Source organism: Burkholderia sp. Ac-20345 (assembly GCF_017104825.1).
Taxonomy (GTDB): domain Bacteria; phylum Pseudomonadota; class Gammaproteobacteria; order Burkholderiales; family Burkholderiaceae; genus Burkholderia; species Burkholderia lata_B.
This window is the reverse complement of the sequence record NZ_JAAGPO010000253.1, coordinates 1-12222: the sequence shown is the minus strand read 5'-3', so window position 1 is coordinate 12222 and position 12222 is coordinate 1. Positions and strand designations below refer to the sequence as shown.

Annotated in this window: 12 protein-coding genes and 2 pseudogenes; 6 read left to right on the top strand and 8 right to left on the bottom strand. The window is 68.3% G+C overall.

From position 1 onward, the window contains the following. Window positions 1-154 (bottom strand): annotated as a pseudogene (locus G3O06_RS49415) (GntR family transcriptional regulator); the annotation flags it as partial. Window positions 155-277: 123 nt separating this feature from the next. On the opposite strand from G3O06_RS49415, the gene G3O06_RS42750 reads away from it, so the two are divergent. Then, complete coding sequence (locus G3O06_RS42750; RefSeq protein WP_124629482.1) at window positions 278-916, top strand: FMN-binding negative transcriptional regulator; 639 nt, start codon at window positions 278-280, stop codon at window positions 914-916. A gap of 55 nt (window positions 917-971) precedes the next feature. Here G3O06_RS42750 and G3O06_RS42745 read toward each other — a convergent pair whose 3' ends face one another. Further along, window positions 972-1553: a thioredoxin family protein gene (locus tag G3O06_RS42745; RefSeq protein ID WP_124629481.1), complete on the bottom strand. Its 582-nt coding sequence runs from the start codon at window positions 1551-1553 to the stop codon at window positions 972-974. A 227-nt stretch (window positions 1554-1780) separates the two neighbouring features. Here G3O06_RS42745 and G3O06_RS42740 point away from each other — a divergent pair, with 227 nt between their 5' ends. Both G3O06_RS42740 and G3O06_RS42735 read left to right on the top strand, forming a co-directional pair. Further along, complete coding sequence (locus tag G3O06_RS42740) at window positions 1781-2521, top strand: response regulator (protein ID WP_034190595.1); 741 nt, start codon at window positions 1781-1783, stop codon at window positions 2519-2521. Then, window positions 2518-3840 carry an ATP-binding protein gene (locus G3O06_RS42735; protein ID WP_205819674.1) on the top strand — a complete coding sequence of 441 codons (1323 nt, stop codon included), beginning with the start codon at window positions 2518-2520 and terminating at the stop codon, window positions 3838-3840. The genes G3O06_RS42740 and G3O06_RS42735 overlap by 4 nt, the downstream gene beginning before the upstream one ends. Before the next feature lie 66 nt (window positions 3841-3906). On the opposite strand, the gene G3O06_RS42730 is transcribed toward G3O06_RS42735, so the two are convergent. The 4 genes from G3O06_RS42730 to G3O06_RS42715 all read right to left on the bottom strand — a co-directional run bounded on the left by G3O06_RS42730 (window position 3907) and on the right by G3O06_RS42715 (window position 6599). Further along, entirely contained in the window at window positions 3907-4518 is a 612-nt protein-coding gene (locus G3O06_RS42730) for an alpha/beta fold hydrolase (protein ID WP_174917106.1), read from the bottom strand. Between the two features lie 53 nt (window positions 4519-4571). Further along, window positions 4572-5306, bottom strand: a complete 735-nt coding sequence (locus tag G3O06_RS42725; RefSeq protein ID WP_205819673.1) for a metallophosphoesterase family protein — start codon at window positions 5304-5306, stop codon at window positions 4572-4574. Between the two features lie 111 nt (window positions 5307-5417). Then, window positions 5418-5954 (bottom strand): GNAT family protein, encoded by a 537-nt coding sequence (locus tag G3O06_RS42720; protein WP_205819671.1) that lies wholly within the window; start codon window positions 5952-5954, stop codon window positions 5418-5420. Between the two features lie 12 nt (window positions 5955-5966). Further along, window positions 5967-6599, bottom strand: a complete 633-nt coding sequence (locus tag G3O06_RS42715; RefSeq protein WP_205819670.1) for a LysE family translocator — start codon at window positions 6597-6599, stop codon at window positions 5967-5969. A 304-nt stretch (window positions 6600-6903) separates the two neighbouring features. Between G3O06_RS42715 and G3O06_RS42710 the strand changes: the two genes are divergently transcribed. From G3O06_RS42710 to G3O06_RS42700, 3 genes are all read left to right on the top strand, one after another. Further along, window positions 6904-8097, top strand: a complete 1194-nt coding sequence (locus G3O06_RS42710; RefSeq protein ID WP_174917102.1) for a porin — start codon at window positions 6904-6906, stop codon at window positions 8095-8097. 100 nt (window positions 8098-8197) lie between these two features. Beyond that, window positions 8198-8629 carry a GFA family protein gene (locus G3O06_RS42705; protein ID WP_205819668.1) on the top strand — a complete coding sequence of 144 codons (432 nt, stop codon included), beginning with the start codon at window positions 8198-8200 and terminating at the stop codon, window positions 8627-8629. Window positions 8630-9091: 462 nt separating this feature from the next. Beyond that, window positions 9092-11014, top strand: coding sequence for an SMP-30/gluconolactonase/LRE family protein (locus tag G3O06_RS42700; RefSeq protein WP_205819666.1), 1923 nt, complete (start codon window positions 9092-9094; stop codon window positions 11012-11014). 52 nt (window positions 11015-11066) lie between these two features. Here G3O06_RS42700 and G3O06_RS42695 read toward each other — a convergent pair whose 3' ends face one another. Together G3O06_RS42695 and G3O06_RS42690 are read right to left on the bottom strand one after the other, a co-directional pair. Continuing rightward, complete coding sequence (locus G3O06_RS42695) at window positions 11067-12002, bottom strand: c-type cytochrome (RefSeq protein WP_205819665.1); 936 nt, start codon at window positions 12000-12002, stop codon at window positions 11067-11069. Continuing rightward, a pseudogene (locus tag G3O06_RS42690) lies at window positions 11999-12222 on the bottom strand (cytochrome C); the annotation flags it as partial. The gene G3O06_RS42695 and the pseudogene G3O06_RS42690, both read right to left, overlap by 4 nt.

Genomic DNA, 12222 nt, shown 5'->3' with positions numbered 1-12222 from the left:
GCAGCCGTGTGGACGGCAGCGTGTCGCCGGGCCGGACGTCGCCGCGCCGCACGGCTTCGCGCAGCGCCTGCGCGAGCTGGCGACTCAGGTCGCCGGCCGCGCGATCAAGCGCGCCGAGCGACGGGATTTCGACGTTCCGGGTCGTTCTTGCCATGATTCTGGTCTGCTGAAATTGTTCCAAACCGGCTCTACAGCATAAACCAGTTTGGAGCCACAATCGCCGCATGACGGGCCAGCGCCTGATCCATTCCAACCGCCGCATGACCGTGGAGCCGACATGTACGTCCCCGCCGATTTCAACGAACCCAACCCCGACGCGCTGCGCGAGCTGATCGTGCAGCATCCGTTCGGCAGCCTGATCACGCACGGCAACAGCGGGCTCGACGCGAACCATATCCCGTTCGAGCTGTTGCCGTCCGACGGCGGGCTCGGTGAACTGCATGCGCACGTCTCGCGCGAGAATCCGGTCTGGCAGGACGTCGCGAACGGCGACGAGGTGCTCGTGATCTTCCGCGCGGGCGACGCATACATCTCGCCGACCTGGTATCCGAGCAAGCATGTCGCGCACCGGCAGGTACCGACGTGGAATTACGTGGTCGTGCATGCGCACGGCCGCATCACGGTGCGCGACGACGAGAAGTTCGTGCGTGGCGTGGTCGCCCGGCTGACGCGCACGCACGAGGCGTCGCAGCCGGTGCCATGGAAGATGGGCGACGCGCCGGCGGATTATCTCGACGCGATGCTGCAGTCGATCGTCGGGCTGCAGATCGAGATCACGCGGCTCGTCGGCAAGCGCAAGCTCGGGCAGAACAAGGCGGAGGCCGATATCCGCGGCGCGGGCGACGCGCTGGTCGCGAACGGCAACCTCGCGATCGGGGAAGCGATGATCGAGGCGGCCGACGCGAAGCGCGGGTGAGCGCCCCTGGCAGGCAGGCGCGAGCGGGCGAGCGCCACGCCCGCGCGTCGGCCCGTTACTGCGTGCGCGTCGTGCCCTTCGCGCCTTCACCGGCCTGCGCCAGCGCTTGACGAATCGCCGCCTCCGTCTTGTCATACCCGCCTTCGCCATAGCGCGTGTAGACGACTTTCCCGTTCGCGTCGATCAGGTACAGCGCGGGCCAGTACTGGTTGCCGTACGCACGCCACGTGTCGTAGCGGTTGTCCTGCGCGACCGGATACCGGATGCCGAAGCGCTTGATCGCATCGGCGACGTTGCCCGCGTCGCGCTCGAACGGATACTCGGGCGTATGCACGCCGACCACGACGAGCCCCTGGTCGCGATATTTCCGGTCCCACTCCTTCACGTACGGAATCGTATGAATGCAGTTGATGCACGAGTACGTCCAGAAATCGACGAGCACGACCTTGCCGCGCAACTGGCCGAGCGTCAGCGGCGCGCTGTTGTGCCAGCGGTCGATGCCGGTGAAATCGGGCGCCGCCGTGCCGGCCTGCGAGGCCGGCATGTCCGCGTCGTCGCGGGTGCCTGCGAACGCGGCGAGCCCGGCCGTGGCGGCGAGGGCGATGACGAGGGCGGCGATCTTGAATCGGGGCAGCATGGCGTTCTCCTGAGCGGGAGGCCACCGCTCGGAGGCGGTGGCCGGACGTGTTTCGACAGGCCCCATTAGGCTGCGTCGACGTATCTGCGATGTGTCCGGCAGGCCGCGCGTGTGCAATGTTGTGTGTCGTCGCGGCGGCGCGATACATTGGGATACAAACGCATGCCCGCCGTGCGGTATAAAAGCGGACATCGCCTGCCCGAATACCCCGACACCGACCACGACTCATGGACAAGATCGACCACGTGCTGATCGTCGACGACGATCGCGCGATCCGCGAACTGATCGCGGATTATCTGGAGAAGAACGGCATGCGCGTGTCGCTGGCCGCGAACGGCCGCGAGATGCGCAACGTGCTGGACGACGGCGCGCCCGACCTGATCGTGCTCGACCTGATGATGCCCGGCGAGGACGGCCTCACGCTGTGCCGCGACCTGCGCGCCGGCAAGTTCCGCACGGTGCCCGTGCTGATGCTGACCGCGCGCGGCGAGGAAACCGACCGCATCATCGGCCTGGAGATGGGCGCCGACGACTACCTGGCCAAGCCGTTCGCGGTGCGCGAGCTGCTCGCGCGGATCCGCTCGGTGCTGCGCCGCGCGCGCATGCTGCCGCCCGGCATGCAGGTGACGGAAACGGCCGAGATGCTCGCATTCGGCGAATGGCGGCTCGACACGACCGGGCGCCACCTGCTCGACGCCGAAGGCACGCTGGTCGCGCTGAGCGGCGCCGAGTACCGGCTGCTGCGCGTGTTCCTCGACAACCCGCAACGCGTGCTGACGCGCGACCAGTTGCTCAATCTCACGCAGGGGCGGCAATCCGACCCGTTCGACCGGTCGATCGACCTGCTCGTGAGCCGGCTGCGCCAGCGCCTGCGAGACGGCGCGCGCGAACCGCGCTACATCAAGACGTTGCGCAACGAGGGCTATGTGTTCTCGTCGGCCGTGACCGCCGTCGACGGTACGCCATGAGCGCGCGCACGCCGTGGCACTGGCCGCGCTCGCTGTTCGCGCGGCTCGCGCTGATCCTGTGCGTGGGCCTCGCGCTCGCGCAGACGCTGTCGTTCTGGCTCACCGTGACCGAGCGCGACCAGGCGACCACCAACCTGATGATGGGCTACATCGAGCGTGAGGTCGCGAGCTCGGTCGCTTTGCTCGACCACTTGCCGCCGGCCGAGCGGGCGGCGTGGCTGCCGCGCCTCGCGCGGCGCAGCTATGCGTTCATCCTCGGGCCCGGCGAGACCGGCACGCCGCCGGAAGCGCGGCTGTCGGCACGCGTCGAGCGGTCGATTTCCGACGGCATCGGCGGCGACTACCCGCTGACCGCGAACGCGATTCCCGGCGACCGCGAACATCTGCAGGTGCACCTGCGCCTGACCGACGGGTCGCCGCTGACGATCGACATCCGTCCGATGTCGACGGTGCCGCTGTCGGGCTGGCTGCCGGTCGTGCTGGTGCTGCAGCTCGCGGTGCTGGCCGCGTGCTGCTGGCTCGCGGTGCGGCTTGCGACGCGGCCGCTCAAGCAGCTCGCGCAGGCCGCCGATGCGCTCGGCCCCGACCTGAAGGGCGAGCGGCTGAACGAGGGCGGGCCGTCGGAAGTCGCGCGCGCCGCCCGGGCGTTCAACGCGATGCAGGATCGCATCGCGCAGTACATGGCCGAGCGCATGCAGATCCTCGCGTCGATCTCGCACGACCTGCAGACGCCGATCACGCGGATGCGCTTGCGCGCCGACATGATGGACGACGACGCGCAGGGCGCGAAGCTGCGCCAGGACCTGCTCGAGATGGAGCATCTGGTGAAGGAGGGGGTGGCTTACGCACGGACGCTGCACGGCACCGAGGAGGCCGCGCGCCGCATCGATCTCGATGCGCTGCTCGACAGCATCGTGTGCGACTACACGGATGCGGGGCAGGACGTCGCGCTGCACAGCCGCGCGCCGCTCGCGCTCGTCACGCGGCCGAAGGCGCTGCGCCGCATCGTCGGCAACCTCGTCGACAACGCGCTGAAGTTCGCGGGCGCGGCCGAGATCGACGTGCACGCCGCGCCGGACGGCGGCGCGGTGATCGCCGTGCTCGACCGCGGGCCCGGCATTCCGGGCGATCAGCTCGACGCGGTGTTCGAGCCGTTCCGGCGCGTGGAGACGTCGCGCAACCGCGAGACGGGCGGCACGGGGCTCGGCCTGGCGATCGCGCGGCAACTCGCGCTCGCGATGGGCGGCACGCTCACGCTGAGCAACCGGACGGATGGCGGCGGGCTGGAGGCGCGACTCACGCTGAGGAAGGCGGGGTGATGTGATGCGGTGCGGTTTCGGGTTTGAGCCGAAACCGAACCGACGTCGAAGCCGAAACGCGCGACGTCACACGCGCTGCAGATGCGCATCGACGAGCGGTGCGAGCGTCTGCGCATGCACGGCAGCAAGATCGTGCCGGCCGCCGTGCAGGATATGCAGCCGGGCGTCGGGCAACCGTTCGAGCAGGCGCCGGCCGGCCGCGAGGGGGCTGACCGGATCGTCGTCGCCCCACAGCAGCAGTGTCGGCTGCGCGATGCGGCCGATTTCCCGCGACAGGTCCGCCCGGAACGTCAGGAACCAGTCGGGAAGCTGCGGGTTGGCTTCCGCGAAACCGGTGCGCCAGTCCTGCGCGCCGAGCCCTGCCATGTCGAGTCCGCCGGACGTGACCGTCAGCACGAGGTGCGTGATCAGTTCGGGCTTGTCGAGCGCCGCGCGCATCGCGATCACGCCGCCCATCGATTGGGCGATCACGGCGGTCGGCCGGTCGATCGTTTCCAGAACATGACGCACGAGGCTGTCGAAATCGTCGACGGCCGGATCGCGCGGCGTGTCGCCGAAGCCCGGATAGCCGACGATCCGGCGCTCGGCCGGATGCGTCAGCAGGCTGGCGAGCGGCTGCCAGAAGGCGGTGCTGCCCGATGCGCCGGGCAGGAAGAGCAGTTGCGACGGAACGGGCATGGCGGTGCGGTTTTCCCGTGAATGAAGTGAAGCGGAAGGGTGAGCCAGGCGCATCAGCACCGGCCGGTGCGCAGCGCGACGGTCCAGTCGTCGCGTCCGCGCGATGCCGCGGTGGCGGCCGCCGTGTGCCAGTCGTACTCGACCGCGTGGAATTCGACGTTCCAGCCGGCCGCCGTGCGCGACACCATCGCGTAGCGCGCATGCGGCGAGCCCGTCGCGATGCGGTGCGGATGCGGCAGGTCGTCCGCATACGCCTGCAGCCCGACGCTGCCCGGGTTGACGATCAGCCGGCCGTCGTCGAGCTTCGCCGTGCGCGGGATATGCGTGTGGCCGCACAGGATCAGCGACGCCGGTTCGTCGCCCGCACGCCGCGCGATTTCATCGGGCGTGGCCGCGCGGCAGCCGTCGGGCGTGACCGTTTCGAGGAAATAGACGAGGTCGCTGTCGGGCGTGCCGTGCACCATCAGCACATCGTCGCCGAGCGTCATGCGTTCGGGGAGCGCGGTGATCCATTCGAGATGATCGGCGCGCAGCGTGTCGTGCGCCCAGCGATCCGACAGCCGCATCGACTCGCGATCGCCGGTGAGCAGTTGCCGTTCGTGATTGCCCTTGATGGTCGGCAGGTCGAGCGCGATCAGGCGGTCGGCCGTTTCGGCCGGATGAAGCGCGCCCGACAGGATGTCGCCGAGATTGACGATCACGTCGGCGCCGCGGCGGCGGACGTCGTCGAGCACCGCGTCGAGCGCGGCGAGGTTGCCGTGGATGTCGGACAACGCGGCGATTTTCATGGCGGATCGTCGGGGAAGGGAACGGCGATTGTCGCCAATTCGGTGCAGGCCGTCCAATCGAGTGCGCGTGCGTAGCGGTGAGCAGCTTGGCGTGAAGCCGCGGGGCGCGCGTCAGTCGGTCGCGAGGCGCGCGTACATCGCGAAATCGCCCGGCGTGCCGCGCACCATCCTGTATGCGCGTAACAGCCCTTCGTAACGATAGCCGCACTTCTGCAGCACGCGCGCGGAGCCTGCGTTGCTGGTCAGCACGACGGCCTGCATGCGCATGAAGCCGCCGTCCGCGAATGCCCACGCGGTGACGGCCGTACACAGCGCGCTCGCGATCCCACGCCCCCAGTGCGACGGCGCAAGATCGTACGCGATCTCCGCCGAGCGGTTCACGGTGGACACGGTATGCAGGCCGATCGTTCCGGCGAGCGCGCCCGATGCGTCGTCGATCACGGCGAGACGCCGCACCGAATCGGGGTCCGTCGATTCGATGGTGTCGAACAGCGGCAGCAGATCGTCGGGCGAGCGCAGGTTCCAGCTCGTATGGCGGAACACGTCGGGGTTCGACAGGTACGCGTACCACGCGTCGAGGTCGGCGCGTTCGAGCTGGCGGAGCGACAGGCCGGGAAAGCCGGAGCGGGGCGGCGTGGCGATTTTCATCGGCATCCGCCCCTACGCCGCATGACGCCGGTACAGCGCCAGCGACCCGGCAAGCGCGAGCAGCATCGCGCCGCAGGTGCGTTCGAGCCACAGCGCCCCCGCGCGCTTCAGCAGCCGCACCGCGCGTGCGCCGAGCAGCGCGTAGCCGAACATCACGGCACCGTCGAGCAGTGCGAACGTGACCGCGAGCGCGACGTATTGCGGCGCGAGTGGCGCGGACGGATCGAGGAACTGCGGCAGGAACGCGGAGAAGAACAGATAGCCCTTCGGGTTCGTCACCGCCGTGAGGAAACTCTTCGCGAAGATCGACGCGTTGCGCCCGGATGCCGTGCCATCGTGCGCGACGGCGACATCGAGCGACCCCTTCGACATCAGCAGCCGGATGCCGACATACGCGAGATACGCGGCGCCGAGCCACTTCACCACCGAGAACCAGAACGCCGACGCGATCAGCAGCGCGCCGAGGCCGAGCGCGACCGCGACGATCAGCACGAAATCGGACAGCATCGCGCCCGCGAAGCCGTAGGCCGCGCGGCGCACGCCGTAGCGCGAGCCGTTGGTCAGCGCGAGCAGCACGGTCGGGCCGGGTGTCGCGATGCCGACGAAGGCGACGGCGGCGAAGATCAGCAGGGTCGTTTCATGCATGAAGGCACTCCCGATGGACGGCGGCGTCCGATTATCGGCTGCGCCCGCCCAGGCTGTACAGGTGCGGCGCGCCGCGCACACGGCCGCCCGGTCGACTATCTCGATTTTGGCAAGAAACTGTTTTCATTATTCCGCTTTCGATCGGAACCGGTTCCATCTACCATGGCGGCCGCAGTGGGCATGCCCGCCGCGTCGTCGCGCGCGGACGCTGCCGGCCTCGCACCGCCGGCGGATTTCGCCGCCCGCGCGTTACTCGCAACTGACAGCCAGAACAACGGGTTCAACGCCCGGAGACACGACAATCATGAACAAGCAACTGATCGCAGCGCCGCTGCTGCTCTCGCTCGCGGGCATCGCCGCCGCGCAAAGCTCCGTCACGCTGTACGGCATCGTCGATGCGGGCGTGACCTATCGCAGCAACGAGCGGGTCGGCTCCGCGGGCGCGTACACCGGCCATTCGAACGTCGGGCTCACGACCGGCAACCTGTCCGGCAGCCGCTGGGGCATCAAGGGTTCCGAGGATCTCGGCGGCGGGATGCGCGCGCTGTTCGTCCTCGAGAACGGCTTCGACATCACGAACGGCACGTCGGGGCAGGGTGGCCGCCAGTTCGGCCGCCAGGCGTTCGTCGGCCTCGGCAGCGACCGCTACGGCACGGTTACGCTCGGCCGCCAGTACACGTCGCTCGACGACTTCGTGAGCCCGGTCGGCCCATCGTCGTACATCGGCGGCTTCGGCGCGCACCCGGGCGACATTGACGACCTCGACCAGACCGCGCGCGTCGACAGCTCGATCAAGTACACGAGCGCCAACTATTCGGGCTTCACGTTCGGCGCGCTGTACGGCTTCGGCAGCCAGCCGGGCAGCATGAAGCAGCGCAACACGTGGAGTGTCGGCGCGGCGTACGCGGCGGGCCCGCTGCGTGTCGGCGTCGGCTACGAGCGGTCGGACAACAGCAAGACGGGTGCGACCGACCCGACGGCGGGCAAGTGGCAGAGCACCGACGACGGGCTGTTCAACTCGTCGATCAACGAAGGCTATGCGAGCGCGCAATCGCAGCAGATCATCGCGACCGGCGCGACCTACGACTTCGGCCCGGCCGTCGTCGGCGTGAACTACAGCAACGTGCAGTACCGCAGCGGCGGCCAGTCGCTGTTCACGGGCCACGCGACGTTCAACGTCGCGGGTGTGTTCACGCGCTGGAACGTGCGCCCGCAGACCCAACTGTTCGCGGGCTACAGCTACACGCGCGGCAGCGATGTCGACGGCGTGGACGACCGCGCGCAGTATCACAACGTCACGCTCGGCGCCGTCTACGACCTGTCGAAGCGCACCAGCGTGTACCTGCTCGGCGCGTACCAGCATGCATCGGGCATGACGCTCGACGCGCTCGGCCGGCCGGTGGCCGCGACCGCGTCCGTCTCGGACAAGGCGAACGGCCACTCGTCCGATTCGCGCTCGCAGGCCATCGTCAGCCTCGGCCTGCGCCAGAAGTTCTGACGCATCGTGATCGTTGCGGCCGCAACGTTGCCGGCAGCCGATGCCGGCAGCGTTGCCCGCATGCTCCTATACTGTCGCCTCCTTTCTTCGAGGAGACGACATGACCCGAACGCATTCCGCGAGTTGCCTGTGCGGAACCGTCACCGTGACGCTGCGCGGCGAGCCGGCGGCGCGCGCGAACTGCCATTGCGCGACCTGCCGCGATTTCTACGGCACGCCGGTGCTGTCGGCGACCGCGTGGCCGCCCGAGCAGGTTGCCGTCGAAGGCGCCAGCGCGACGTTCCCGCACCCGGCGAAGTCGATGTCGCGCACGTACTGCGCGTCGTGCGGCGAGATCGTATTCGGCACCAACCGGCTCGGCATGCGTGTCGTGCCGAACAACCTGGCCGCGCGTGCGCACGGCGGGCAGCTGCCCGGCGACCTGCAGCCGACGATGCACCTGTTCTACCAGCACCGCGTGATCGACGTCGTCGACGCGCTGCCGAAATTCCTCGAAGGCTGGGACGGCCCGACGCTCGACGACGCGAGCTGAACGATCGCGGCCGCGTGCCGGCACGGCCGGCGCGCGGTTCGGGGCTTCTCCGCCGTTTCCCGCTTTCCCCTCCTTTCCTCCCGCCGTATGCCGCTGCGCTGAATCGCGACGACGCGATCGAGCCGGATAATATTTTTTCTCTTTCATTTTAATTTCGATTTGTAATCATCGAGCCCATTTCCGGGGAATGAAAAAGGCAATGCGGACGTTTCAGAAAAAATGACGCGTTCGTATTGGGCGACCCGGAAGAAAATGCCGGGGAAAAGCACCGAAGCCGTGCGGCCGGCAAGCCGTTTCGGCACGGTGAACGGGTTTGACCATCGTTGACGGAAAAGCGCCGGACGGCAAAAAGAACGGAGTGAATAATTCGGGATGACGGCGAATGCGCTTTTGCCGGAATCACCAATATTTCATGCGCAGCGATTTACAGTGTCGACAATTGAACGTTCGGGAGCACTATTCATGTCAATGAAACAAATTCGGGCGGCATTGCTGGGAATGTGCATGGCGATGCTGGCGCCGGCGAGTCACGCGCAGGTGCAATACTCGACCGACTGGCTCGCGAACACGTACGGCACGCTGGCCCAGCACGTCGGCAATGCCGCGCGCTCGATGTGGGTCGCGCCCGAGGGCGTGATCTACACGGCGTCGCGCTGGGACGAGAACGCGGGCGGCGTCGCGCTCTACCAGAACGGCCAGCCGATGGGCACGATCGGCATCCACGACGAATTCCAGGGCGGCGCGATTACCGGCAACGCGACGTCGCTGTTCGTCGCGCTCGGCTACAACCGCACCTTCGGCAGCGGTTCGGTGGGCCGCTACGATCGCAGTACGAACAAACGCGACCTGCGCATCCCGGTCAGCACGTGGACGGGCCTCCCGAACCCGGACGTGATCACCGGCCTCGCGACGGCCGGCAACCTGCTGTACGCGAGCGATTTCTACGGCAACCGCGTGCGCGTCTATACGACCGACGGCGTGTGGCAGCGCGACATCGGCGTGACCGGGCCCGGCGCACTGGCGCTCGATGCGGCGGGCAACCTGTGGGTCGCGCGCATGAGCGCCGGCGTGGTCGTGCAGTACAGCGCGACGGGCACGCTGATGAACACGCTCCAGATGGCGGCCGGCGCGCGGCCATCGTCGCTGTATTTCGACGCGTCGACGGGGCAGTTGCTGGTGGGCGACCAGGGCCCGGAGATGAACATCAAGATCTACAGCCTCGCCGGGTTGCCGCAGCAGATCGGCACGTTCGGCGTGCGGGGCGGCTATCTCGACACGACATCGGGCATCAAGGGGCAGGTCGGCGACAAGCGCTTCACGCGCGTGGTCGGCATCGGCAAGGATTCGGGCGGCAACCTGTACGTGCTCAACAATGCGTGGGGCGGCGGCTGGGATCTCGGGCGCAACGGCAGCACCGACCTGCATTCATACAGCCCGACGGGCGCGCTGCAATGGAAGCTGCAGGCGCTGAACTTCGAGGCGATCGCCGCGCCCGACCCGGCCACCGACGGCGCGTTCTTCTACAGCGGCAACAACGTGTATACGGGCTCGGCAGGCGGCACGTTCGTCGCGAACACGGTCGATCCGTTCACCTATCCGAAGGACCCGCGCCTCGACATGAACGACTACCAGCGCGGCCAGCACTTCGGCCAGCTCGTGATGGTGGGCGGCAACCGGATTCTCGTCGCATCGGGCCAGAACCCGGGCAACTTCAATTTCTATTACTTCACGCCGGCGACCGGCTATATCGCGAATCCGGCCGGCTCGCTGCCGGGCAAGCCGTTCAACACGACGCTGCAGGTTACGACCGGTTTCGACATCGACGGCAACGGCGACGTGTGGGCCGGGCTGAACGGCTCCAACGCGATTACCCGCTACCCGATGACGGGTTTCGACGCGACCGGCAAGCCGTCATGGGGCAAGCCGGTGACGACGCCCGTGCCGAGCACCGTGGCGCCGACCACGCGCATCATCTACCAGGCGGACAGCGACACGATGATCCTCGCGCAGGGCCTCGCGAACAACTGGGACTGGACCGCGATGAACGGGCACATCGAGGTCTATCACGGCTGGAAGAACGGCAACACGAGCGCGCCGAACCCGGTGATCAACCTGACGAGCGCGAACCCGAAATCGATCGCGGCGGCCGGCCACTACCTGTTCGTCGGCTACGTGCACACCGTGCCGAACGTCGACGTGTTCGATCTCAATACGGGCGCGCTCGTGACGACGCTGACCAACTCGAACACGTCGGCGATGGATGTCGGCAACGACGTCGACTCGATGTACGGGATCCGCGCGTACCTGCGCTCGACCGGCGAATACGTGATCACGAAGGACAACTACAACGGCACGAGCATGATCGTGTATCGCTGGCACCCGTGAACGTGCAGGCAGCGCTGGCCGTGCGGGCCGGATGGCCTGCACGGCGCCTGCATCACGGCGCGCCGAGCACGCGCCCGTTCACGTTGAGCCCGTACATCGAATCGGGCGAATCGTGGAACTTCGCGCGCGTGTCCTTCACCGAGCCCGTGAAGCGCGGGTCTTGCGGGCGTTCGTGGCTGTCCATGAAGGTCGCGACGTCCCACGCTTCCTGATCGGTCAGCGTGCCGCCGAGCCCGAGCGGCATGTTGGCCTTGATGAAGCCGGCCGCATTGCGGATGTCGCCCATCCCCGCGCCCCAGTTGAACGAACGCGCGCCCCACAGCGCCGGGAAGACCGCCTTGCCGCCGCTCGACTGCCCCTGGCCGTCCGCGCCGTGGCACAGCGCGCAGTGCTGCGTGTAGACGGCGGCGCCGCGTGCATAGTCGGCCTTCTGCGCGGGCGGCGGCAGTTTCAGGAAACCCTGCCCCGGCAGCTTCGTGCCGACCGGCGCGCCTTTCGCGAGCCAGTACGAATAGGTTTCGAGCGCGACGAGGATCGGGTCGCCGGCCGGCGGCGCCTTGCCGTTCATGCTGTAGCGGAAGCAGCCCTGCAGGCGCTCGGCGAACGTGTTCACGTGGCCGTTCTTGCTGCGGTACGCCGGATACAGCAGGTACGCGGCCCACATCGGGCTCGAATCGGGCCGCCGGCCCGCGTCGAGGTGGCAGCTCGCGCAGGTCAGCTTGTTGCCGACGTACTTGCCCGCGAACTCGGGCGTGTGCAGGAAGATCTGCTCGCCGAGCTTCACGGTCTTGCCGAACTCGTCGGCGGGTATCGCGGATTCGGCGGGTGGCGCGAACGGCCTGGCTGCCGTCGCCGCTGTGACAGGCGCGGGTGCGGAAGCTGCGGCCGGTGCATCCTGCGGCGCGGCCGCGAACGCGAGCGCGGGCATCCAGGCCGCGCCGAGCAGGGCCGCGCGGGTGCGGCGGATCAGCGTCGTGCGGTCGATCATCGCTTGTCTCCTTGTGCTGTGCCGCGGCGTGCGTAGTAGGCGGCCACCGCGTCGACGTCGGCGTCGGACAGCTTGCCGGCGATCGCCGGCATCAGCGCCATCGGCCCGGGCGGGCGCGTACCGTGTTTCCAGTCGTTCAGCTGACCGGCAATGTACGCGGCGGGCTGGCCCGCGAGCGGCGGAAACGCGGTGCCCACGCCGAGGCCGCCGGGGCCGTGGG